At 38.2% G+C, this 24,847-nt stretch carries 26 protein-coding genes and 1 pseudogene; 2 read left to right on the forward strand and 25 right to left on the reverse strand.

The window, feature by feature from the left end:
• Window positions 1-32: 32 nt before the first annotated feature.
• The 18 genes from ACFHWD_RS00920 to ACFHWD_RS01005 all read right to left on the reverse strand — a co-directional run bounded on the left by ACFHWD_RS00920 (window position 33) and on the right by ACFHWD_RS01005 (window position 17,843).
• Window positions 33-581, reverse strand: coding sequence for a BMC domain-containing protein (locus ACFHWD_RS00920; RefSeq protein WP_150356862.1), 549 nt, complete (start codon window positions 579-581; stop codon window positions 33-35).
• Window position 582: 1 nt separating this feature from the next.
• Window positions 583-1,911: a 4Fe-4S dicluster domain-containing protein gene (locus ACFHWD_RS00925; RefSeq protein ID WP_150356863.1), complete on the reverse strand. Its 1,329-nt coding sequence runs from the start codon at window positions 1,909-1,911 to the stop codon at window positions 583-585.
• 17 nt (window positions 1,912-1,928) lie between these two features.
• Window positions 1,929-2,192 carry a EutN/CcmL family microcompartment protein gene (locus tag ACFHWD_RS00930; RefSeq protein WP_150356864.1) on the reverse strand — a complete coding sequence of 88 codons (264 nt, stop codon included), beginning with the start codon at window positions 2,190-2,192 and terminating at the stop codon, window positions 1,929-1,931.
• Entirely contained in the window at window positions 2,186-2,494 is a 309-nt protein-coding gene (locus ACFHWD_RS00935) for a BMC domain-containing protein (protein WP_150356865.1), read from the reverse strand. The genes ACFHWD_RS00930 and ACFHWD_RS00935 overlap by 7 nt, the downstream gene beginning before the upstream one ends.
• 16 nt (window positions 2,495-2,510) lie before the next feature.
• Window positions 2,511-3,353, reverse strand: coding sequence for an ethanolamine utilization protein EutJ (gene eutJ / locus ACFHWD_RS00940; RefSeq protein ID WP_150356866.1), 843 nt, complete (start codon window positions 3,351-3,353; stop codon window positions 2,511-2,513).
• Window positions 3,335-4,018 (reverse strand): ethanolamine utilization protein, encoded by a 684-nt coding sequence (locus tag ACFHWD_RS00945; protein WP_150356867.1) that lies wholly within the window; start codon window positions 4,016-4,018, stop codon window positions 3,335-3,337. Before ACFHWD_RS00945 ends, eutJ begins: the two co-directional genes overlap by 19 nt.
• Window positions 4,019-4,030: 12 nt before the next feature.
• Window positions 4,031-4,474, reverse strand: a complete 444-nt coding sequence (locus ACFHWD_RS00950) for a EutP/PduV family microcompartment system protein (RefSeq protein ID WP_150356868.1) — start codon at window positions 4,472-4,474, stop codon at window positions 4,031-4,033.
• 61 nt (window positions 4,475-4,535) lie between these two features.
• Window positions 4,536-5,486, reverse strand: coding sequence for a choline TMA-lyase-activating enzyme (cutD, locus tag ACFHWD_RS00955; protein WP_150356869.1), 951 nt, complete (start codon window positions 5,484-5,486; stop codon window positions 4,536-4,538).
• Between the two features lie 131 nt (window positions 5,487-5,617).
• A complete protein-coding gene (cutC, locus tag ACFHWD_RS00960; protein ID WP_150356870.1) occupies window positions 5,618-8,167 on the reverse strand; it encodes a choline trimethylamine-lyase in 2,550 nt (849 codons plus the stop codon).
• 85 nt (window positions 8,168-8,252) lie between these two features.
• Window positions 8,253-9,743 (reverse strand): aldehyde dehydrogenase family protein, encoded by a 1,491-nt coding sequence (locus ACFHWD_RS00965; RefSeq protein WP_378059856.1) that lies wholly within the window; start codon window positions 9,741-9,743, stop codon window positions 8,253-8,255.
• Between the two features lie 86 nt (window positions 9,744-9,829).
• Window positions 9,830-10,135 carry a BMC domain-containing protein gene (locus ACFHWD_RS00970; RefSeq protein WP_150356872.1) on the reverse strand — a complete coding sequence of 102 codons (306 nt, stop codon included), beginning with the start codon at window positions 10,133-10,135 and terminating at the stop codon, window positions 9,830-9,832.
• A gap of 27 nt (window positions 10,136-10,162) precedes the next feature.
• The gene (locus ACFHWD_RS00975) at window positions 10,163-10,459 is read right to left on the reverse strand and encodes a BMC domain-containing protein (RefSeq protein WP_150356873.1); all 297 of its coding nucleotides are present in this window, start codon (window positions 10,457-10,459) and stop codon (window positions 10,163-10,165) included.
• Window positions 10,460-10,490: 31 nt separating this feature from the next.
• Window positions 10,491-10,760, reverse strand: a complete 270-nt coding sequence (locus tag ACFHWD_RS00980; protein ID WP_150356874.1) for a hypothetical protein — start codon at window positions 10,758-10,760, stop codon at window positions 10,491-10,493.
• Window position 10,761: 1 nt separating this feature from the next.
• Entirely contained in the window at window positions 10,762-11,853 is a 1,092-nt protein-coding gene (locus ACFHWD_RS00985) for a hypothetical protein (protein WP_150356875.1), read from the reverse strand.
• Between the two features lie 290 nt (window positions 11,854-12,143).
• Window positions 12,144-13,343, reverse strand: a complete 1,200-nt coding sequence (locus ACFHWD_RS00990; protein WP_150356876.1) for an FprA family A-type flavoprotein — start codon at window positions 13,341-13,343, stop codon at window positions 12,144-12,146.
• A gap of 37 nt (window positions 13,344-13,380) precedes the next feature.
• A complete protein-coding gene (locus ACFHWD_RS00995; RefSeq protein ID WP_150356877.1) occupies window positions 13,381-15,288 on the reverse strand; it encodes an acyl-CoA dehydrogenase family protein in 1,908 nt (635 codons plus the stop codon).
• 340 nt (window positions 15,289-15,628) lie between these two features.
• On the reverse strand, window positions 15,629-16,828 hold the full coding sequence (locus ACFHWD_RS01000; protein ID WP_150356878.1) for an FprA family A-type flavoprotein: 1,200 nt from the start codon (window positions 16,826-16,828) through the stop codon (window positions 15,629-15,631).
• 388 nt (window positions 16,829-17,216) lie between these two features.
• Window positions 17,217-17,843, reverse strand: coding sequence for a flavodoxin family protein (locus tag ACFHWD_RS01005; RefSeq protein ID WP_150356879.1), 627 nt, complete (start codon window positions 17,841-17,843; stop codon window positions 17,217-17,219).
• 216 nt (window positions 17,844-18,059) lie between these two features.
• On the opposite strand from ACFHWD_RS01005, the gene ACFHWD_RS01010 reads away from it, so the two are divergent.
• Window positions 18,060-18,479, forward strand: a complete 420-nt coding sequence (locus ACFHWD_RS01010) for a MerR family transcriptional regulator (protein ID WP_150356880.1) — start codon at window positions 18,060-18,062, stop codon at window positions 18,477-18,479.
• Between the two features lie 23 nt (window positions 18,480-18,502).
• Here ACFHWD_RS01010 and ACFHWD_RS01015 read toward each other — a convergent pair whose 3' ends face one another.
• From ACFHWD_RS01015 to ACFHWD_RS01040, 6 genes and pseudogenes are all read right to left on the reverse strand, one after another.
• Entirely contained in the window at window positions 18,503-19,228 is a 726-nt protein-coding gene (locus ACFHWD_RS01015; protein ID WP_150356881.1) for a DUF1287 domain-containing protein, read from the reverse strand.
• Window positions 19,229-19,267: 39 nt separating this feature from the next.
• Window positions 19,268-19,343: pseudogene (locus ACFHWD_RS01020) on the reverse strand (MerR family DNA-binding transcriptional regulator); the annotation flags it as partial.
• Between the two features lie 6 nt (window positions 19,344-19,349).
• Window positions 19,350-19,529, reverse strand: a complete 180-nt coding sequence (locus tag ACFHWD_RS01025) for a hypothetical protein (RefSeq protein WP_150356882.1) — start codon at window positions 19,527-19,529, stop codon at window positions 19,350-19,352.
• Window positions 19,530-19,633: 104 nt separating this feature from the next.
• Complete coding sequence (locus tag ACFHWD_RS01030; protein ID WP_378059861.1) at window positions 19,634-20,482, reverse strand: DUF1129 family protein; 849 nt, start codon at window positions 20,480-20,482, stop codon at window positions 19,634-19,636.
• Window positions 20,475-20,813 (reverse strand): PadR family transcriptional regulator, encoded by a 339-nt coding sequence (locus ACFHWD_RS01035; RefSeq protein WP_179977942.1) that lies wholly within the window; start codon window positions 20,811-20,813, stop codon window positions 20,475-20,477. The genes ACFHWD_RS01030 and ACFHWD_RS01035 overlap by 8 nt, the downstream gene beginning before the upstream one ends.
• A 185-nt stretch (window positions 20,814-20,998) precedes the next feature.
• Complete coding sequence (locus ACFHWD_RS01040; protein ID WP_378059863.1) at window positions 20,999-22,240, reverse strand: APC family permease; 1,242 nt, start codon at window positions 22,238-22,240, stop codon at window positions 20,999-21,001.
• A gap of 224 nt (window positions 22,241-22,464) precedes the next feature.
• Here ACFHWD_RS01040 and ACFHWD_RS01045 point away from each other — a divergent pair, with 224 nt between their 5' ends.
• Complete coding sequence (locus tag ACFHWD_RS01045; protein ID WP_229980457.1) at window positions 22,465-23,340, forward strand: LysR family transcriptional regulator; 876 nt, start codon at window positions 22,465-22,467, stop codon at window positions 23,338-23,340.
• Between the two features lie 97 nt (window positions 23,341-23,437).
• Here ACFHWD_RS01045 and fumC read toward each other — a convergent pair whose 3' ends face one another.
• The gene (gene fumC, locus ACFHWD_RS01050; protein ID WP_378059866.1) at window positions 23,438-24,802 is read right to left on the reverse strand and encodes a class II fumarate hydratase; all 1,365 of its coding nucleotides are present in this window, start codon (window positions 24,800-24,802) and stop codon (window positions 23,438-23,440) included.
• Window positions 24,803-24,847: the final 45 nt, after the last annotated feature.

The raw sequence follows: 24,847 nt of genomic DNA on the forward strand, positions 1-24,847 counted from the left end.
ACATCCTCCCATATATAAAAGCTTTTACATATTTAAAGTAAAGATGCCACCAGTATATCAGAGGGTGAAGGTATTACCTCTGCATTTACTAATAAACCTTTTTCCTCTGCAATAGCTTTTCCGGCCCCAATACCAGCTTCAACTGCAGCCACGTCACCAGTAAAAGTAAAGAATGACTTACCACCTAATCCATTTCCCAGGCGAAGCTCTAATGGCTGTAACTCTGCAGCTTTAAGGATTGCATCAGCTGCAGCAATCATTGTTGACAGAGAAAAAGACTCCATAATTCCCAAGGCTTGAATTTCATCTGGTACAGTTGCACCTGTTATTGCTGGAAACACTGCCGGACTTACATTTGGTATAACAATAGAATCAACTAAAAATTCTCCTGCCAGCCTTTCACCAATATCTACTGAATCTTTTACTGCTGCAACATCCCCGTCAACAATAGCAATATATTTGCCAGGACAGGTAGAACCTGCCGTAACTATTTCCACATGAGAAATTTTTACCATCTGATCTGCTGCATATATACCACGTGCAATGCTTGTAAATTCTACCATTCCTATTGCTTTCAACATATCATTCCCTCCTTATCACAATAAAACCATTTTCACTTTCGATAACCTTTCCTGAAATACTTGCATGAACGGCGGCACCTAGGCTATCTTCAGGAATTTTACCAACTTGCTGTCCCACCTGTACATAATCGCCAGGATTGACAATTGGAACTGCAGGCGCTCCTACATGCTGCCTCATCGCAATATGTACTAATTCAGGTTCCATATTAACTTCTGTCATAGGAGCCGGTCTATCAAAATTATTCAAACCTAACCTTGCAATAAGACGCTTACTTGGAATCAAACGATATTCACGACTTTTTCTGGCAGCAAATTGCGACTTAATCGGTTTATACCTTATATTCTGCTCCGCCAGTTTCCCCTTAAAATATAGATTTGCAGATTTGGGATAAAGCCCTGCGGGACATGAAAACAATTCACATAAATTACACTGACAGCACAGCTGTGCAATCTTCTGACCCTCAACATCATCTAATGCATAATTCAAAGCCCTCATTATCTTGTGCGGCTGCATATTATGTCCAAGAAGATAACGAGGACACATATCCGTACACATACGGCACTGTTCACAGGAAGATCTATTTACTCTTCTTGCCTGTTCTATATTAACGGATTTCCTTCGGATTAGAGAATGTTGCTTTTTCAAAATTACAAATCCCTTATTCTTCTTTGTAACATATCCATCTATATTATCCATGACAGGTCCCATCATAGGGCCGCCATCAATAACTGCATAATCATCAAAATTTTCTATACCACTCAGTTTTAACACATCTATAATAGGTGTGCCTACCGGTACTTTTACAGTCAATCGTTTGGGAATATCCCCTGCAACTGTAATATATTTCTCCGTAACCGGTTCTCCAAGATTAGCGTGATAAATATTCAATGCTGTTTCTGTATTAACTACCACACATCCAACTTTAATTGGGATACCCGTTTCTGGAACAACTCTACCTGTCAGCTCATAAACCAAAACCTGTTCATCACCTGCTGGATAAATATCTGGAAGTTCTTTGACTTCAATAAAATCACTTACTTGAAGTGCCTTGATCCTATTACGAAGTATGGAAATTACTTCTTTATGCTTTCCTTTAATACCTATAAGGCCCTTGGCAGCACCCACTAACTTTCCAGCTGCTTCAAACCCCTTAATTATCTCATCGGGAAACAGTTTCATCAGCTGCTGATCTACCCGCAGCAGCGGTTCACATTCAGCTCCATTAAGAAGTATATACTCTGCCTTTGATGTTAGCTTTGCATGGGTAGGAAACCCTGCACCGCCTGCACCGATAACGCCAGCTTCTCTCACCATATCAAGAAGACTCATCCTTACACCTCCTGAATTTATTCAAAATTGCAGTCTTCATCAATTATTCCGACAACAGCCGCATCAATTGGAATATCATCATTCCCCAGCATCCTTCGAGCTGATGAACCCGTACATACAATAACCCTATCTCCAATACCAGCACTGATGATATCTGCAACAATTAAACGCTTGCCAGCATCACTGCCGCCAATTACCTCTGCCAACATGAACTTCAGTCCATTAAGCGACTCTGCCTTTCTTGTTGCCCATATATTGTCAATCAATCTTGCCGTTAACATAAATCCTTCCCCTTTTTGAAATTGCGTTTAATCTCTCGAATTGCTGATTCAACAGATGCTGTATCGCCAAAAATTGCAATCATTATCATATTTTGAGGACAACTGCCTCTAATATCTTCTACCGTAACATCAACTGCCTTTTCGGCAATATCAGCTGCACAAATCATCTCTATCATTTTTCCCTGTACAAGGCCAACTGCATCAATGCGAATTGAATCTTTACTAATACCACTGGCCCCTGAGCGCCGCATAAGCATGTCTACAGCACCTTTTGAAGGAGATTTAATAATTCGGAACTCCATACACAACCATCTCCTATTACATACCTTCCTGTCTACAGCTAAGTGCTATACCCAAGGGAGTCACAAACATTGGATTATGTGGTTTATGAGTAAAAATCCCCGTCTGCTTTTCTATAATTTTTTCAATACCTGTCAAGCAGCATGTCCCTCCTACCAGGGATATTTCCTGTACATCATAACCTTTGATGTGATGGTTAATAATAGACGAAATTTTTTCAACTACTGGCTTTAATACCGGCAGCAGTTCCTTATGATTTTCAGAATTACGTTTGTAAAGTTCCGCTTTCTCAAAAGGCATGTTGTATGCACCGGATACGACCAGAGAAAGTTGAGTACCACCTGTGGGTTCATCAGCAATGTACACAACTTTTCCATCCTTAAGAATCGAAATTCCCGTGGTTCCACCGCCAATATCTACCACTGCACCATTCTTGATTTTGAGTACTTTATTGGCAGCTGTAGGTTCATCAAGCACGTTAGTCAATTCAAAGCCAGCAGCCTGAACCACATTTCTAACTGCCCCCGAATCCAGTTCATCTGTTCCAGGTGGAATGGCTGCAGCACCATAAATCAATTCTGTACCCAATTTTTCCTCGATTCCCCGTTTCATTTCCCTGACAATATTAATTGCACCAATATAATCTACAACCATACCATCGCGAACTACATCAGCATATCTATAATCGCCTGCTACCGGCCTATAGTTTTCATCTAGAACTGCTAAAACAACACAGGCAGTTCCTAAATCAACTCCCGTATAATAAACAGACGATTTATCCACAATAGGATGTTTTACTACATGTTCAAAATCATCTACAAGCTTATCGCAAAATTTAAAAGTCAATTTTTTCTCTGACATTTTTTACCTCCAAAAATAGAACAAATCCTTTGGGACAAGGCATTGATAATCTGATTAACTTTCCCAATAATATCTTTATACAGCAATTCATTTCCATCATCACTGTCTTCATAAGCTTCTAAAACAACCGGTTCAATTTCCCTAAGGGCACAGCGCAGCCTATGCAAGATTATAATATCCCTGCCATTTTTCAACTGCACATGGAAATCAGTAATCTCAAAACAATCATCTAAATCATTAGAAAAATTATCAGCATTTATTCCCGTACATTCCTTAAGGCAAAGATCTTCAATGGGGCTTTTACTATCCAGAGCATTCTTAATTTTAGTAAATTGTTTACCCAGATCAATAATGCTCTGTGCCAAAAAGACATCTCTGCTTAAAAATTCTTCCTCTGTGACAAAAAATAATGCCTCTACTGACTTCATTCTGCTGCGGAGTTTCTTTTTTTTCCAATCATCTTGTTTTTTTGGCAGCTCAGATAGATGCCTTTTATTTACATCATTTTTTTTTGCATAAGAACCATTGTCAAATTTATTTATTCCCCTATCTGCCAAAAATTGACGTGCTCCCGGCGTAAGCCTTGTCCCCGGTTCAATCTTATAATCTGTAAAAGGTTCTTTTCTATATAAATCCCTCAAATCAATTTCGGTAATAAATTTCATTTCAATCCCCCTTTACTTCTTTTTAAAAAATAAATACTCTTTTAAAGCATCAATACCTATCCTACTAGGGACACTGATTTTATAGTAAGGTTCTACAATTCCTATCTGTTTTAACTGTTTAAAGCAGAATTCTTCATTTTCTGCCATCAAATCAACTTTGGTAATTACACCAACTACAGGACATCTAAATGCTTTGGCAAAACCAGGGGAATACACATTAACACACCTTGACTGGTCAATTAACATCAAAACATGCGATGCATCCTGGGCAGCTGCAATTATATGCTTGTACATCCATGTATTTTCAATATAAGAACCTGGAACATCTATAGTATTTTTCCCATAAATAATATCCTGTGCTTTTCTCAATGGACCCCTATAGTCATTCAACGCATTTGCCAAGGTGGTCTTCCCACAATTCGTGGGTCCGATTATCATTATTCTCTTCCTTTTCATGTTCTTGTAATAGGAGCGGTTGTAAATTTCATCTCCATTTATTTTTTATTTCAACAACTCATCAATGCTTTATAACTGCAACCGGGAATTCATATTTTTTAATCCAACTCTCAATTCTGTCCAATTCATCACTACTCAAGCTTGGATCGCCCTTTATTGGATACTCTCTGCCCAGCTGTACATACTTATTTACCCCTAATTTGTGATAGGGAAGCAGATCTATACCTTTAAAATTCTTATAATCGCGGAAAGGCATCAAAAAATCAATTACACTCTCAATTTCATTTTGACTATCATTTATACCTTTCAATAAAGGCATTCTGACCTTTACATTGTACCTGCGATGAAGAAGTTCTTTTAGGTTATTTAAAATCCGCTCATTGTGAACTCCCGTAAGCTGATAGTGTCGTTCAGAATCGATATGCTTTATATCAAAAAGAAACAAATCCAAAAATTCAGCAATTTTAAGCATTGATTCCAGTTTTGCATAGCCGCAGGTTTCAATAGCAGTATTGATTCCCTCCTGCTTACATGCCATAAGCAGACTTGCAGCAAATTCCCACTGCATGGTTACCTCGCCGCCTCCCAGCGTGACACCCCCGCCTGAAACATCATAAAATCTCCTATCTTCCTCAATGATTTCCATAAGTTCGGAAACAGTTTTTACTTCTCCCATAACAGATAATGCAGACTGAGGACATACATTCTCACACTTACGACATCCCAGGCAATCAATACTATGATTGACCTCATGCTTCAATTTTTCTGAAATGGTATGTATTCCAACTGGACACACCGAAACACAGGCACCACAATCAATACAAGAATTTCTTTTAAACATAACTTGATATTTTCGTTCCAGTCCTTCAGGATTCGCACACCATCTGCAGCGCAGTGGACATCCCTTGAAAAACACCAGTGTTCTTACTCCCGGCCCATCATACATATTGTATTTTTGCACATTGAAAATGAACGCTTTTCTTTCAGTTATTGCTCCCTTCCTATCACTCATACCAACCATTCTCCTGTTTGACTCATTTTAATATTCAACTGAACAATTTAACTACACCCATCCTCTCTGTCACAGTTCGTAGAAAGACATGGGAACAGATAAATCAATTTAAATCCAACGGTATACTACACTTAAAAATGTGTCAGCATAGTCCTACTTATAATCTCATCTTGAACATCTTTGCACAGCTCAACGAAAAATGCACTGTAACCTGCTACACGGACAATTAAATCACGATACTGTTCAGGATGTTTTTGTGCTTCAACTAACGTTTTATTATCCAGGTAATTGAACTGCATCTGTCCATTACCAAAAAGACATGCAGTACGCAAAAGCGTGATAATGCCCTCCTCACCCTCCGGTGTATCAAGCAGCCCTGCCATAAGCTTAAAGTTATGGACCATACCTATATTCATGTTGTCACAGGACATTTTGGAAACAGATTTGATAATAGCAGTTGGTCCCTTATAATCTGCACCCTGTGATGGGCTGATGCCATCGGACAATGGCGTCCAGGCTTTACGTCCACTGGCAGATGCACCTGTCATTTGTCCAAACGGTGTATTATTGGATATGGATAAAGTTCCATGACTCAGGACAGAGTACAGTGTCTTATACTTGCGGTGTTCCATTTCCGTAAAGTTGATCAAATCCGCAGCAATCAGATCTACATAATCATCATCATTGCCGTACTTAGGAGCTTTCATACAATCGTTTCTAACCTGTTCGTATCCTACAAAATCAGCTTTCAGCGCTTCATTTAACTGCTGTAGTGTATATTTTTTATCATCAAATACCAGCTTTTTGATAGCGGCCATGGAATCTGTATAAGTAGCCAAGCCAGTCCATACAACGCCAGGTCCAAAGTTGTACATAGCACCACCGGCAGAAACATCTTTACCATGCTCCATACAGCCTTCATACATGATAGACATCAATGGCTTTGGAGCTAGATCTCTGTGGACACGTTGAGAAATAACTGTAGCAACATCAGTCCACTTCGTAATATATTTGATCTCTTCCTTAACAGCTTTGTCGAATTCTTCATAATTCTTAAACCTGTTCAACTCTCCCATATCAGGACAAACCTGCTTGCCATACCACAGAGGAACACCGTGGTTTAGAACCAATTCAATACAAATAGGCCACTGGGTGTAAGAAGTAGAAGTCCACTGATACAGCCGACCGGCCTTTTGAGGCTCTACACATCCCATTATGCAGTAGTCCCTGGCATCTTCTATGGATACTCCCTTTGCCAGCATCATCTTAATATGTGTATCATCAAAATGACAAGCTGGGAATCCTATACCTGCACGAATAACATCTACAATTTTTTTCAAATACTTTCTAGGCGACTTGTTGTGAATACGGCATGCCAGAGACGGCTGATAAACCTTGACATGGCGGACAGCATCCATCAGCAGGTAAGTCAAATCATTTGTAGCATCAAGGCCATCACGGGTAACACCGCCTACACACATATTGACAAATGGCTGATAGCCTGCAAAGAACTTGGAGCTGCTTTCACTGGTAATCCACATCATTTCAGACATTTTTATAAGCATACAGCCCGCGAGCTCAAATGCCTGAAAACTATTCATACGTCCCTGCTCCATATCTGCTTTGTAAAATGGATACATATACTGATCCACACGTCCAATAGACATTCCAGTCTGATTTTCTTCAACTACCAACAGTGATTCAATAGTCCATACAGATTGAATTGCTTCCCAGAAAGTACGGGGTTTGTGTGCGGGTACCCATGCATTGACTTCAGAAATCTTCTGCAGTTCCTCTTTACGTTTAGGATCCATTTCCTTTACAGCCAGTTCAGCCGCATAATCAGACATACGCTTAGCATAAATCATAACCCCTTCAGTAGTGTCGATAACGGATTTGTAAAAATAGATCTTGTCAATGTCCTCCGGATTTTCATAATCCAGTTTTTTTAAATGCTCCTTCGCTTCTTCCTGAATATCCTTCATACCCTTTTTCATCAGGATCACATCGTATCCAGGATTTGAATCGCCGCCGCCATTGACTGCATGGTAAGAACAATCTGAAACAAAGGATTCACCTGAAAGTTCCCATACTCCCGCTTCACGATACTGATCTTCACAGTATTCATCAACGGATTTACCCTTCCAGAAAGGGAAAAGCTCTTCACGCATAATCTTTTTATCTTCTTCGGAAATATAAAATGGATCTTGAGGGCGTGTTCCAATGGTATCAATTTCGTCCGCCAGCCATCTCCAGGATATGTCGGGAGAAAAGGCTCCTGCACGAGGTGCTCCACAAGGTGCTCCTACAATAAGTTCATTATCTTGAATTACAAGTGGTGCAGTTTCACAACAGTGGCGGAAGCATTTGGCACGCAGTAAAATTTTAGGCATACCAGGATTTTCTTTGGCAATTTTAGTTATTGCTCTGGCACGATATGTGGTTATGGAAGGTTTTTGCTTCAAATAATTTTCCTTAAGTTTTTTCAAACGCCCTGTCATTCCATTGGGGACTCCCTTATCATCGCTACAACATGTTTGAGAATTAGAAGCAGAACTTTCATCTTCTTTTGTGATTTCTTTCGAAACACCCTCAAATATTTTCAATAAAGCAACTTGTTCATTTGCAGACATATTTTTAGTTGCTTCTGCAAATTTACTTGAAAATTCACGAATATCCAAAATACTTACCTCTCTTCTTTTATAATTATTTCAGATTCAGTTATCTGATTTTTCCATCTGTAGTTTATATACATCTGTCTATGCATTACTTAATCTCTTCTATAGCTTTTTTTAAAATGTGCTGAAGCATCTGTACATCCTCCGGATTATAATCCAGTGGTCTTGCTTCATTACCCATACAGGTTTTTCCTTCTGGTATCACTCTGCCAGTAACTTCTCCTACTTTTCTTACACCATAACCGACTTTGCGGATATAGATGAGATTCATCGGTGAAACATTATCAGAAGTCATGCCCTTACCCATGGATCCGCTGCCCAGAGTCAAAGCAGGAAACAAATTAGTTGTAACACCCATGCTGCCAAAGGAAGCAGGCGTATTAACAAGTATCCTTCCCACCGGCTTTTTCAATGCAAACTGTCTAATTACTTCTTCATTTTTTGAGTGTATAACAAGAGTATGTCCATGTCTTTCGCTGAGAAGCAGTTCAATACATTTTTCACAGGCATGCATCCAATCATCCTCAATATAATAAGCTAGTACAGGACAAAGTTTTTCTCTTGAATAAGGGTTGTTCTCGGAAACATATTTCTGTTCCGAGATCAATACCTTCACACTACTTGGAACACAAAAGCCTGCCTTCTTAGCTAATTTTTGTGCTGATTTTCCTACTATTTCTGTATCCATACTCCCATCGTATCTAAAAAAAATAGAACCAAGTTTTTGTGTTTCTTCTTCTGTCATAAAATACCCGCCGTTATTCTGAAATTCATGCTTAACATCAGCTGCAATACAGCTATCCACAACAACTGATTGTTCTGCCGCAGACACTATTCCATTGTCAAAAGTCTTGCTGGCAATAATATCTCTCACCGCCTGTTTAATATCAGCTGTACGCTCAATAAACGCCGGCCCATTGCCGGTTCCTCCGTAGATAACAGGCTTTCCTGATGTATAAGCTGCCTTAAGCATTTTGGAAACGCCCGTATCCATAATCAATGACGTTGACTCATGATTCATCAATGCAATCGTCCCGCTGTGCGTCACAGTATGCAAATAGGCAAGTGCACCTTCCGGCAATCCATAACCCTCTGCTGCACGAATCATAATATCAAGCGTTTTACAAATTGTTTTTTTTGCTCTGGGGTGCGGAGAAAAAATAATTGCATTACCAGACTTGATTGCAATTAAAGCCTTGTAAATAGTGGTAGAAACTGGGCTAGTCGCGGGACATAATGCAATAATTACACCCATCGGCACCCCTACATCCATGGTCTTGTTCTGTTTATCCTCACCAATAATTCCCACACAACGCATTCCTCTAAGCCTAGCTGGCAGGCACTTACTGACAAATCGATTTTTTACATATTTATCCTGCCATTTACCATAATCAGTTTCATCTTGGGACATCACGGCAAGTTCACGGGCATGCTTTCCTATTTCTTCCGCTATACGCTCAACAATCTCATCCAGTTTTTCCTGAGGAAAAGCTGCCAGAAGTTTTTGTGCATCTCTTGCATTTTCCACAAGAATTCTAGATTCTTGTATGGAGAGCAAATCATTGTCAATAATATTCATTTCTGACTCTCCCTTTCATCATTTATTGACCAAATATCTTAATTTTGTGCCTTCTACATTTCATATAATGCAGCTATATCTTCCGCCTATTGAGGAAGCAAATTTTCAAGTGAATAACGTGCAATAATTTTTTCAAGATCTGGATGGGGACTTGCAATAACAACTGAACTATAGACTTCGGCATCCATATTTTCTACAGCTTTTACACCGGCCTCTACAGCTGTCTTACATGCCCCTACGTCTCCACGAACCAGCACGGAGATATAACCGGAAGCTACATTTTCATAACCAATCAATTCAACATCTGCAGCTTTACACATTGCATCTGCAGCTTCCAAAACAAAAACCAAACCGAATGTTTCTATTAGACCTAAAGCTATGCATTTATCCATCTGTATTCCCTTTCCCTCATTTTATTTTTATGCATCCACATCATGTACCGAAACAATATCCCCAACACCCTTAATGGGCCGCGGCATAACATTGTGTGCTGTCAATTTGCCTATTGCAGCGGCAGCGGCAGCTCCAGCTTCCACAGATGCTTTAACAGCAGCAACATCACCTTTTATCATAATTGTGACAAGAGTAGAGCCTATATTTTCATAGGATATGAGCTCAACATCAGCAGCTTTCAACATCTTATCTGCTGCTTCAACTGCAGGAACCATACCTATCGTTTCAACAAGCCCCAATGCTTCTTCTCCGTAATACCTCACTTCATAAACCCCCTCTTTCTATATCAAATTATCAACCCTTAATATATTTATTAATTGTAGCTGCACCCTCTTCAGGTGCTCTATAGTAAACTTTCAAAATACCTTCTTTGTCCATTTCAAATCTCGTTTCTTCAAGGAGTCCATTGGCTTCAGCAGTCATTAGTGCAAAGACTACAGCCTTCTTTTTAAGTGCTTTAAAATTGCCATACTCACTTTTTAAAGCCTCAATAACGTCTTCTGCACAAGCTTCTTTAACTGTCGTAAAATATTTTAAAATAGCATAGTTAAGCGGTTTTTTCATACTACTTAACCTCCTTTTTTCTGAATAAATCCATTGGGTTCATGGATATTACCAAAATACCAAATATCATCAATATAGCGGCAATCCAGGCAATAGGAGGTAATCCCCAACCTTCCATACCGCCAAATACACCAAGCACTATCCAGCAGCAGAAAGGTCCCCAAAATGAATAAGTACCATTACAAGCCATGCCAAGAGCAGCACCGCACATACTGTTGCCTCTATACCAGCACATGTATGATGCAAATGCACAAAGACCACTTAAGGCAAACCAAATCATGGCAGATCCGCTTGAAAAAGCCTGGCCAGCAAGATTAGCTGAAAGTTTAATATTACCTGCCATTGCAGCAAAAATAGGAAGCAATATAATCAAATTTGAGATACCTGATGTCACCTGACGAATAGTAATACCAATTTCACAGTCAATCATAGATGTACCATAACCAGCAACACAACCCTCAAATCCCCATCCAAGAGCAGCGATAAAAGCAATGCAAACACCTAAGAATGCACCCTTTGGTGCACTTCCGCCAATACTTGTGCTGCCAATCATAAAACTGGCAATAACACAAATAGCAATGCCCAGCATCATGCGTTTGTTTAATTCTTGTTTAAACAAAATTCTGCCTAAAATAGCACCAATAGCTGGACAAAGGGCAGTAATAGGAATGACAATTGAACCTGCCATTTGAAGGCCTACAACATAAGCCGTACTGGAAATAGGACCTCCTATAAGAGCAGCTAATATCATCACACGACCTGGAGTAGTGTTAAGACACCTAAAAAAATCCCCTATTTTACCTTTAATACTTGCATAAAGCAATGCCCAAACAGCACTGCAGGAATCATTCACTGCACTGCCAAGTGCACCTAGTAGATATGTAATGACGAAAGCAGATAAGCCTGCTGTATTAGCACCATACCAATCGCTCCAGATCCCCTTTGACATACCCAATGTTAAAAATGCTGAATAGAATCCATACATGACAGCTGAAAATAAAGCAATTGATATGCCTTTTTTAAAAAATTGTGATGATAGTTTCTTCTTGGCAGCAATTGCACGTACATTAGCCGCTTCTGTAACTTCGCACATAAATAAAACTCCCCTCTTTTAGAACTAAACTTTAGCGAAAACGTTTTTTCTTTTTAATGATATATTATATATTAATATTAACTTAATACATCAGCTTCTTCATGGCATAAAGTACAATATTTTACTGCATAATATCCTCTAGTTTTTTTGAATTTTTGTACTATATCTACTTTTTTGTATTAATAACATTTTTTTATCCCGGTATGCAGACATAAAAAATGCACCTTCAAATGTTATCTTATTATTTAACATTTGAGGTGCACTGTAAAATCACTGATATTTTTCTAAAATCATTTCATTGACTTGATAATACTGTCAGCAAGTTCATCCATTGAACCGGCATCGTCCTCTTTCATTCTGGAACTCAATGATATTTCATTATCCAAAATAGTCATCTCTTTCATCTCTTCCAGAAGTTTATGCATCAATTTACCCGACTGAGGAGCCCAAGAACCATTTTCTATAAGGGCAAAAGTACGCTTTTGAAGATTCAACGCCTTCATATGCATCAGGTAATCAAGCATTGGCGGATAAATTTTCAGATTGTAGGTTACACACGCAAGAACCACATGGCTGTATTTAAATGTCTCGGAAATTAAATAGGATACATGGGTTTTTGAAACATCGTACATAACCACATTATTCATTCCCTTTTCCACTAATCTGGTTGCCAGATTATTTGCAGCAGATTCCGTATTGCCATACATCGTCGCATAAACTATCATCACACCTTTTTCTTCCGGTTCATAACGGCTCCATTTATCATATTTCTCAAGAAAATATCCCAGATTACTGCGCCATACCGGACCATGCAGTGGACAAATAGTTTTAATATCCAGCTTGCTGGCTTTCTTCAAAAGTGCCTGAACATGAGGTCCATACTTACCTACAATATTTGTATAATATCTCCTGGCATCATCAATCCAGTCCCTGTCAAAGTCCGTTTCATCATCAAACAGCTTTCCACCCAATGCGCCAAAGCTGCCAAATGCATCGGCAGAGAACAATACACCATTTGTAGCATCATAGGTAACCATGACTTCCGGCCAATGTACCATCGGGGCAGTTACAAACACCACTTTATGTTTTCCAAAGGACTTAGTGTCGCCTTCTTTAACTTTTTCCACTTTTTCATCTAAATTGAATCCAAACTGATTCATAAACATAAAAGCTTTTTCAGTGCATATAATCTTTACATCAGGATAGCGGAGAAGTATCTCTTCAATGCAGGCCGCATGATCCGGTTCCACGTGATTGATTACCATGTAATCTAAAGTTCTATTTTTAAGAACTGCTTTTATATTTTCAAGAAACTGGCGGCAGACTGCCCAATCCACTGTATCAAAGAGCACAGTCTTCTCATCCAAAAGCACATAGGAGTTATAGGAAACTCCCCTTGGAATTGGATGAATATTTTCAAATAAGGCAAGACGATTATCGTTCCCTCCAACCCAATAAAGATCTTCATCTACTTTTCTAACACAATACATGTATTTAATCCTCCCTATTTTGTTTATTAATTATAATTTAGCATTCTATAAATGCACCTTTTTCTTCACCACAAGCAGGACAAGTCCATTCCTCCGGTATATTTTCAAAAAGCGTTCCCGGGTTTATTTCACCCTCAGGGTCACCCACAGCTGGGTCATATTCGTAACCGCAGCCATTACAAACATAATGTTTCCAGTTTGGAACAACTTTCTTAGGAACTGCTCTCTTCATCTTCTTCATTGGCGGTGCCTCCTTTTTAGGCTGTCCATTATCCAGTGCAGCAGTAAGCAATGGCACAATTTCTACTAAGTCTCCGACTATACCATAATCAGCATTTTTAAAGATTTTGGCATTAGGATCTATATTTATGGCAACAATTGTAGAAGCATCCACTATGCCCTTTAAATGCTGACCCGCACCGGAAATACCGCAGGCAATATACAAATTTCCCTTGAATTTTTGACCGGACATACCAACAAAACGATTCAGTGGTACATACTTAAGGGTTTCAGCTACTGGACGTGAAGAACCTATAGCCGCACCTGCTTGTACTGCTAAATCTTCTATAAGCTTCATATTTTCTCTTTTACCTACACCCATGCCTATACTTACTACTCTTTCTGCTTTATTTATAGGAGTATCTATTGGAATTCCAACTGTAAAATCATATCCATCTTCCTTAAGAGCTTTTACGAGTGCATCAACTTTTTCCTTGGAAGTTCCCTTGTTAAAAACAATTTTCTTACGATAACCCGTAGCTGGTCCATGCTGAGAAGTTTTAATTCCAGATTGGCCTTTAGGAGCTTTACCAACAATATGAGCGGCAATAACCACACGCTGAATCTCATTGGTTCCTTCATATATAGTACAGATTTTGGCGTCTCTATAGGCGCGTTCAACCTCCATTCCTTTCATATAACCGCTTCCTCCAAATATTTGAAGGGCATCATTGACAATCTCAAGTGAAGCATCCGAAGCGTATTGTTTTGCCATAGCAGCCTCCACACTGTAACGTTCATGGTTTCCCTTCAGCTCTGCCGCACTGTAAATAAGCAGTCTGGAAGCTCTAAGCTTCGTAGCCATATCCGCCAGTTTAAAAGCAATGACCTGCTGTCGACAGATTGGTTTCCCAAACTGTATTCTTTCTTTCGAGTACTCTAAGGCATTCTCATATGCTCCCTGTGCTATGCCGAGAGCTTGGGCTGCAATACCAATACGGCCTCCATCCAGAGTAGACATAGCGATCTTAAAGCCTTCACCCTCCTTACCTAAAAGATTTTCTTTAGGTACTTTTACATTATTAAAAACAAGTTCTGCAGTAGCTGAGGATCGAATACCCATCTTATCATAATGTTTTCCAAAACTAAAGCCTTCCCAGCCTTTCTCCACAATAAATGCACTTATACCGTGAGTACCTATATTTGGAGTAGTAACTGCAAAAACTATATAAACATCAGCTTTTCCTGCATTGGTTATAAATATCTTTTCACCATTTAAAATGTAGTGATCACCTTCCAATACAGCAGTAGTCTCTGTGCCGCCAGCATCACTACCTGCATTTTCCTCAGTCAAACCAAATGCACCAAGCTTTTCACCTTTAGCCAGCGGGACTAAGTATTTTTGCTTTTGTTCTTCAGTTCCATAGGCGGCAATTGGATATGTGCCCAAGGATGTATGGGCAGAAAGAATTACACCTACCCCGCCATCAATTCTTGACAACTCTTCTACAGCTATAGCATAACTGATTACATCCAATCCAGCTCCTCCATATTCTTTTGGATATGGAATACCCATAATTCCCATATCCGTCATTTTATGAACAATTTCATCTGGAAATTGATTCTCTTGATCCAGTGTGAATGCTATAGGTTTAACTTCCTCTTCAGCAAATTTTCTGATTTTCATTCTCAAATTTTCATGTTGTTCAGTAGTTTTAAAAAACATTTATGCCCCTCCCTTTTATTAAATAATATTACTTTAGTATCAATCTAAAACCTATACACTAATTATAGCCCTCAGCATTTTTCCTAACAATCTTAATTTTGACTCATTTTTCTCATAAATCTCCATTAAAATGGCAATAAATTTTATTCTACCTATCTGACACTTTTTATCTTCCTATTCCTTTTATTTTTAGAGTTTTGATATTATTTAAAAAAAATTGTTCATTAATAATTGTTCTGCAATAAATTTTATTTAAAACTACAGAAAATATTTCATAATTAAAATATTGATAATTTTTTCGCAATAATTTTCTTAATTGCACATTGATGTTCTTCTAAGATCATTTCATTGACCTGATAATACTGTCAGCAAGCTCATCCATTGAACCAGCATCATCCTCTTTCATTTTGGATCTCAATGACATCTCATCATCTAAAACAGTCATTTCCTTCATTTCATTTAAAAATTCCCGCATCAATTTACCCGACTGAGGAGCCCAGGAACCATTTTCTATAAGGGCAAAAGTACGCTTCTGAAGATTCAACGCCTTCATATGTTCCAGATAATCAAGCATTGGGGGGTAAATTTTCATGTTGTAGGTTACACACGCAAGAACCACATGGCTGTATTTAAATGTTTCGGAAATCAAATAGGATACATGGGTTTTTGAAACATCGTACATAACCACATTATTTATTCCCTTTTCCACTAATCTGGCTGCCAGATTATTTGCAGCGGACTCTGTATTGCCGTACATTGACGCATAAACTATCATTACACCTTTTTCTTCAGGTTCATAGCGGCTCCACTTATCATACTTTTCAAGAAAATATCCCAGATTGCTGCGCCATACCGGACCATGCAGCGGGCAAATAGTCTTAATATCCAACTTGCTGGTTTTCTTCAAAAGTGCCTGAACATTAAAACCATATTTGCCTACGATATTTGTATAATATCTTCTTGCGTCTTCAATCCAATCTCTGTCAAAGTTCACTTCATCATTAAATAATTTTCCACCTAGTGCTCCAAAGGTACCAAATGCATCGGCAGAAAATAATACACCATTTGTGGTATCATAGGTAACCATGACTTCCGGCCAATGTACCATCGGAGCAGTTACAAACATAACCTTGTGTTTTCCAAAGGATTTGGTGTCTCCCTCTTTAACCTCTTCTACTTTTCTGTCTGCAACAAAACCAAACTGCCTCATAAATACAGCAGCTTTTTTAGTACATATAATCTTTACATCAGGATAGCGGAGAATAACCTCTTCAATGCAAGCTGCATGATCCGGTTCCACGTGATTGACTACCATGTAATCTAAAGTCCTGTCTTTAAGAACTGCCTCTATGTTTTCAAGGAACTGGCGGCAAACCGCCCAATCCACTGTATCAAAGAGTACAGTTTTCTCATCCAAAAGCATATAGGAGTTATAGGAAATTCCTTCAGGAATTGGATGAACATTTTCAAATAGGGCAAGGCGATTATCATTTCCACCAACCCAATAGATATCTTTGTCTACTTTTCTAACACAATACATGTATCTAATCCTCCCTGTTATGTTTATTGATCAAAAGGCCACTGTACCACGCCCAATCTTTTCAAAGTGTGGATGTGATAAGCACTATTGTGCCCCCTGGATACTTTGCTAAAATGTAAAGTTCAAAGTGTAAATTTCAAAGAACAAATGATGTAAAATGCAGGACTTCCAAATACACTTTTTTTCGTATATTGTATCTTTTTTACTATTAATTTTAGTATACTATAAAATACAAGCAAATTGAACTAAAGTAATAGAATTTTCACCTTTATCTTGTGATCCTTAAAATCATTGACCTAATTAAAAACAAAACAGCAGGCTCAATTTATCCCGCTGTTTGTCATTAATCTGTACTTCTATTTTATTACCAACTATATCCTTTCATAATTTACCTAATAAAATTTGTCATGATATGATCTTCATCATCAGGTGGAGAAAATTTCTCCTTTCCATCATGAATTACTTTGAGAAGCCATGCCATGGCCCTTGCGTTTTTGCGAAGTGTCTGTATTCCCTCGCCATCCTGCATAACCTCACCTTTATTCATACCATAGGCTGAGGTCCAATATTGAGATGGTGGTAAAATTGTTTCCGCCAGATTGAGATAGTTATTTAACTGATGTACTACATCCACACCTCCTGCACGCCTTACCACAGAAATAGAAGTTGCCACTTTAAATTTAAAATAACCTGAACTTGTAAAGAATACTCTATCCAAAAAAGATTTCATGGTTCCTGCAATTCCGGCATAATAGGTAGGTGATGCCAGAATAAATCCATCTGCCTCTCTCATTTTCTCTGCTGCTTCATTGACAATATCATCTTTAAAAACACATCTGTTTTTCTCAGAAGTTACACAGTATCCACATGCTGTACATCCATGGATATTTAAATGTCCAATCTGAATAATCTCAACATCTATATTTTGATTTCGCAATTCATCTGCCATTACCTTTAAAGCTTGACTTGTATTTCCATCCTTCCGCGGACTTCCATTAATTGCTATAACTTTCATAATCTATAACCTTCTTTCAAATATTCATTACTATAACTATAAACCTTTTAGATAGCTGTAAGTCAATAGTATATAACAAAAAATTTATTTATCCGAAGACTGCCATTTGCTAATACCCCCACTCCTTAAAAGGAGATAATGCCTTTCTTGCATTTGCCTTAGAGTTAACTGTAAGATGTATAATAATAAGATAAAACATGATTTGAGGTGATTAATTTGGAATACACTATTTCCCAAGCAGCCAAAAAAATGAACTTAACCACATATACACTAAGATATTATGATCGGGAAGGATTGCTGCCTTCCATCAGAAGAAACAAATGGGGAAACCGTATTTTCACTCAGGATGACCTGGAAATGCTTTCTATAGTCTGTTGTTTGAAAAATACGGGAATGAGCATAAAAGATATAAAACAGTTTACAGACTGGCAGAATCAGGGGAATTATACACTACATGCCCGCAATGACATGCTCCTAAGGCACAGAGAAAATGTGCTAAAGCAAATAGACTCTTTAAAGAAAAATCTACGTTTAATTGACCATAAACTCAGCTATTATCATGATGCCTGCAGTGCTTATGATTCTGACCTGCCTGTTCCCCACTGCTGCGGTTATTCAAAAAAAGATCTGGATTAAAATAGTCCTCTTTCTCACATAACTTATTTAGGAAATCTAAAATGACCTGTTATTCTAGGCATCCAGTACATGATTTCATTACCTTCTCTGGCATAGGGCGGTGCACTGTGTATTATATATGGAATACCGTCTGCCCTTCTCTTGTCGGAAACTACAGCTATGTGTTCGCTATTGTCAAAAGTCAGGATATCGCCCGGCTGCCACTGTTTCAGATTTTCAAAATCATTGGGTTTCAGCTGAGTAGTGATACTGGCTGCATGGTTCTTAAAATAAATATAGAGAACGGACACCCTCCTAAAATCTATATTCGGATCAATTCTTTTAAGAACACCTGCATAATTACTAGGATTATTTTTTATGTCCTCATCCACCATATCCTTAAGATTATACCCTGCATTCTTAAAAGCCCTCCAGACCAGGTCAGTACACACACCTTCATTTTCCGAAGGGTATCCGCCTACATAATACCCGCTTTTATATTTTACTTTTTTACGGGCTTCTTTTCTCGCTCCAAGAAGTATATCTTCCTGATCCCTTATGCCATCTCCGTCTTTATCCGAATTCTCAAATACTATTGTTTTCTTTAGTTTTTCATCAATTGTATCATGCTTTTTTTCATCAACCGTATTTTTACTCTGTACCTTTGCTGTATTTTTATCGTGAAATATATTTCTATGTGTAAAAAGTTCAAACCCTGCAGCAGTCAAACAAATCAAACACAAAAACACTATAAAAAACTTTTTCCTCATTTATTGACCTCTTGCTCCTTAATCTTTTTCTTATAAATACCAATTTTTCATAATATCGTAATGTATCAATACTCAACCCAACTTTTTTAGAAAATTCTCCAATGTGATAATTCAAATATATTCACCTGCCTATTGACATGGAGCCAACTTCAGCATGTAATACAATATTATCAAATACAAGGAGGTAATACAACCATGAAAAGCCGTCACGAATTGGGAGTAAACAAGTTATCAGTTCTGCCATGTGAAGCGATTTATCCCTGATAAACTGCAGAAATTCCTTCTTCTCGCCTTCACTCAATTCATGTTCACCTGAAGTGAATTTTCATGTGAGCTCCCCCTGTTTGGGAAGGACAAACTTCTCGTTTACACAGTTGGCAACAGTGGAGAACCTAGCAAAAATAACTACTCTTTCTTTTCTCTAAGGCACAAATAAGTCAATACCCAGAAAAGAATGAACCCAACCCCAGTCAACACTGCTGAAGTAATTCTGCCATTACTGCCTGACATCCAGTTTTCCGTCACGGGCAGCCTTGAAGCAATTCCAATAAGACCTAAAATCCATATGAAAGGCAGAAAAGGCCACCACATCCTTCCATCCTGCTTACTTCGGATAAATGCCAGAATAACACTGCCAATAAGCAAAATGGATATTATGAAAATTCCCAGAGAATTTGACAAATGTACAGTCAGCAGTGGTGGAATAAATATTTCAATCAATATAAATGAACCAATCATCAAAGAACAGATGAGCCATGTAAACAGAAAGGAAGCAACCTTTCCTCTAATAACTTTTGTATAAATACTCTTGTGTATTATAAAAAATACAATTCCTACAAATAAAAAGCTCAGCAGGCCGTATATAATCAATACGAGAAGGTTTATTCCCTTATCCGGAGATGCCAATGCACTCAGCAGTTCAAAAAAGGAGCTTATGCCAAAAACCAGACCTACCAATTTCAATGTTTCTTTCCTGCTGGATTTACCAAGGTTCTGAATCAATTCATCCGCCGCCAGCTGGGGCCTTTTCCCAAAAAATTCTTCAGCAGATTGTCCATCCTCCTGGGCAGAAATTATATCCTGCAAAATCTGCAGTAATAAGTTTTCTATCTCATAATCGTCATAAAATAATCCGGCACTGCGGAGGTATACCAGAAGCTGTTCATAATACTCTCTATTCTCCTCCCTCAATTTTTCGCGTAACTGATTATTTTGTTCAACAATTTTGTTTACAGAATTATTTTGTTTATTCATCCAATTTTCCCCCTTTCAAACATATCAGATTATCAACTTTACACACCAAATCCTTCCATTGTTCAATAAAATCCCCGCAGTGGGTTTTTCCTTCCGGAGTTATACAATAATACCTCCTGTCAGGACCTTCCGGGGAAGGTTTTATTACACTGGAAAGATAACCTTGCTTTTCTAGCTTCTGCAGCAGCGGATATACGGTACCGGCAACTATTTCCTTAAATCCGTGTTTTCTTAACAGCTGAATCATCTCATACCCGTATACCTCATTTTCTAAAACAATCAAAAGCACGCATCCTTCAAGTACGCCTTTCAAGAGCTGAGTTTGCTTCAAATTATCCCTCCTGACCTCATCTATTATGCAATACATATTAGTGTCGATATTATTATACAATAATACATCTATTATGTAAAGCATAATAGATGTATTATATTGTCTCAATGAATGGATATTATGATCAAACACATCAGAAGCATTGGATATTCAATAGGTGCACCAATATAATCTAGAATCCTCAACTATACATTATGTGCGGTAATTTCCTCATTATTTTTAACTCTTCTATTATTATATACAGATAAAAGTATTACTGAAATCAAAAGTAAAAGACTCCATAAAGCTGCTTTAAACAACAATAGTACAAATGATATGATGAGTATGGAAATTGCAATTTTTAGTTTGATACTGTGCAGTAACTTGAATCCGGCAGCCAATCCGATTATTGCATTGGACAGGAAAAATACATTGGCACAGGTTATAATTTTATCCATATTTATAAGGTTTGCAGCAGACAGGGATAAAACTGCAAAATGTATGCATACAAGTGTTATGATAGCTTTAGTCGGGCTTTCATATCTGTTCATATATGACAGATATGCAGGCAGCTTATTGTTTGCTGCGCGCTGTGCACTCATTCTTGAAACTCCTCCAACTACCATAAGATAGGTGCACATACACAGTCCTGACGCAGCAATGGTGATTACAGGTAAAGAAAATGAACCAAACAGAGGTGTCATGATTGCCAATATATCGTGATTGCTGGCAGACACATTTTGTATGGAAAGGGCAACAATAATATACAAGCTGATAATGACTATTAAGCTCACAGTCATTGCTTCAATAAGCGTTTTTTTAGGATTTTTTATATCTTCAATATAGTTGCCTACAACTTCCCATCCTATGATTGCCCAAAATAAAAGCAAGAGAGTATATCCGAATTTGGAGATGGAAAAGGATGTCTGGTATACATGTATATCTGAAGCAAAAATCAACGTATACATACTTCCGCAAAACAATAATACTGCCGTAAATCCTGTTAAAACCAAGGTGAATTTTCCAAGAGCCTTTACACCATACATAAGAACCAGGGCACATATGATTTCCATTCCAAATGCAATGATCTCCACTTTTATATTTGAAAACAGACTAAAGTTTTTTAAAAAGTCTGCAGCTGTAATCAAAACTGCCGTAGGGCCAAAACAAACTGCGGCTGTGAGAAAATTTGAAGTCAGTTCTCGAAAAAAACCTCCAAAGGCATTTCCAACTGCAATTGCAACGCCTTCATTTCCAGGACTTTTCAGACTCAAGAATATAAAAACATAGGCAAATATAATGCCAAGCAGCATTATAATAATCCAGGCAGCTATCGCCCACCCCCCAACCAGCTTGTAGGCAATTGGCGGCAGCAGTATTATTCCTGATCCCAGTACCGAGCCTGCTATGAGGCCGGAAAGTGTTATTGTTCCAATATTTTTACTCATATTTTACATTTAGTGACAGGATGTAATAATAAAAATCAAGCCTTCACTAAACTTCACCTCCTATTTTTTCTTCAATCTTATTGCAGCCAGCTGTACTTTTTAAAAAATTTAATTAAAAAATTATTGAATTTTCGATAGATTTATATTATCATAAGATTAACTATTAATAAAATTGAATTATTTGAAAATACAATTCGATTTTGTTGAAGTTAAGGAGGTATACCATGGAGTTTAGAAATCTGATAACATTTTCGGAAATTGCCCATTTGAAAAGTTACACCAGAGCAGCAGAGGAATTGGGATATGCTCAGTCTACTATTACAACCCAGATTAAGCTTTTAGAGGAGGAGCTTGGTGTAAAATTGTTTGAAAAAATCGGAAGGAAAATACATCTTACTTTAAAAGGCGAAGTATTTCTCAAATATGCAGAAAATATAATAAGTCTTACAGAGGAAGCCAGAGAAGCAGTGGGCGGCGTAGATATTCCCCGTGGAATTTTAAGAATAGGAATTGTGGAGTCCCTGTGTACTATGAGGCTTCCAGAACTGCTTAAAAATTATCATATGAAATACCCTGAAGTGGAAATCATAATTAAAGTTGGAGTTTGTTCGGATTTAAGAAGTATGCTCAAAAACAATATAGTTGATCTGGCATTTATACTGGATAAAACAACTGCTGATCCAGATTTGATATGCTGTGTATCCTACAATGAACCCATGATATTTTTGACCTCTCCTGTAAATAGACTTGCCGGCAAAAAACAAGTTACAATGGAAGATATTAAAGATGAGCCTTTGATTGTAACGGAAAAGGGCTGCAGCTACAGAAATATCTTTGAGAAAATGTTTCAAAAATCAGGTCTGAAGCCCAATATAGCCTTGGAAGTCGGAAGTGTTGAAGCAATCAAAAGTTTTACCATGAGTAATCTGGGAATAACCCTGCTTCCCGTTATGACTGTAGAGAAAGAACTAAAAAGTAGACAGCTTGTTGGGTTTGATTTGGACGGATGTGAATTCAATATGGCCACACAAATACTATATCACAAGAACAAGTGTGTGACAGCTGCAATGAGGGCTTTTATATCAGAGGCCAGGGGCTAGAATTTCAAGAGAGGACTTATTTTGAATGTTAGATAAAAAAATATTACCTTGAGGAAAAGTATCCCATTCCTCAAGGCAATACATTCCCAGCAGATATTTAAACCATATTCTCTGGCTTGATAATATGGTCAAACTGTTCTTCTGTTAAATATCCCAGTTCTGCAGCTGCATCCTTCAAACGGATTCCTTTTTTATGGGCAAGCTTTGCAATCTCAGCAGATTTATCATAACCGATGTATGGATTAAGTGCAGTTACAAGCATCAAGGATTTATCCAGGTTTTCCTTCATTTTATCCACCTCAGGTTTTATCCCCGATGCACAATTATTGTTAAAGGATACAATTACATCTGACAACAGCCTGACAGATTGTAAAAAATTATATATGCACACTGGCATGAACACATTCAGCTGGAAGTTTCCCTGTGAAGCACCAAAAGAAACTGCAGTATCGTTGGCAATTACCTGGCAGGCCACCATAGTTACAGCTTCGCACTGTGTCGGATTTACCTTTCCCGGCATTATAGAGCTTCCAGGTTCATTTTCAGGAATGGTTATCTCCCCAAGACCACACCTGGGACCGCTGGCATACCATCTGACATCGTTGGCAATTTTCATCAAATCCGCTGCCAGAGATTTCATGGCACCATGGGCATAGACCAGATCATCCCTGCTGGTTAAAGCATGAAACTTATTTTCAGCAGTGACAAAATTTGTGCCAAGATAATTGCTTATTTCCTCTGCTGCAATTTTACCAAAATCAGGAGGTGCATTGAGCCCAGTTCCCACAGCCGTTCCTCCCAGCGCCAATTCTCTCAGGCCTTCTATAGATTGTTTTATATTTTTCTCTCCCTTGATGAGCATCTGCTTCCATCCGCTTATTTCCTGAGAAAATGCTATGGGGACAGCATCCTGCAGATGGGTCCTTCCCGTCTTTATAACCCCCCTGTTTTCTGTTTCAAGATGCTCCATGGTACCTTTCAGTATATCTACTGCTGGAAGTAATTTATTCTCTATTTCCACTACGGCAGCTATATGCATGGCCGTTGGAAAGGTGTCATTTGAGCTTTGGGACATGTTTACATCATCATTGGGATGAATAAGCTTTTTACCCAATATCTGATTTGCCCGGTTGGCAATAACTTCATTTACATTCATGTTGCTCTGTGTCCCGCTGCCTGTCTGCCAGACCACCAGTGGAAAATTATCATCCAATTTGCCTTCATAAATTTCATCACAAACCTGTTGAATTACCTTCATTTTTTCATCATCAAGCTTGCCCAGCCTGTTATTTGCCTTTGCAGCTCCTTTTTTTAAAATACTGAATGCCCTGATCACCTCTATAGGCATCTTTTCTGTACCAATTTTAAAATTTTCAAAACTCCTCTGGGTTTGGGCACCCCATAATTTATCGGATAGGACTTTCACTTCTCCCATTGTGTCCTTTTCTATTCTATACTCCATAAAATACCTCCTGTTTATTTTTTATTAAATACAAAATGTACTGAT

The sequence above is a fragment of the Clostridium sp. MT-14 genome (assembly GCF_042436595.1).
Lineage (GTDB): Bacteria > Bacillota > Clostridia > Clostridiales > Clostridiaceae > Clostridium_B > Clostridium_B aromativorans.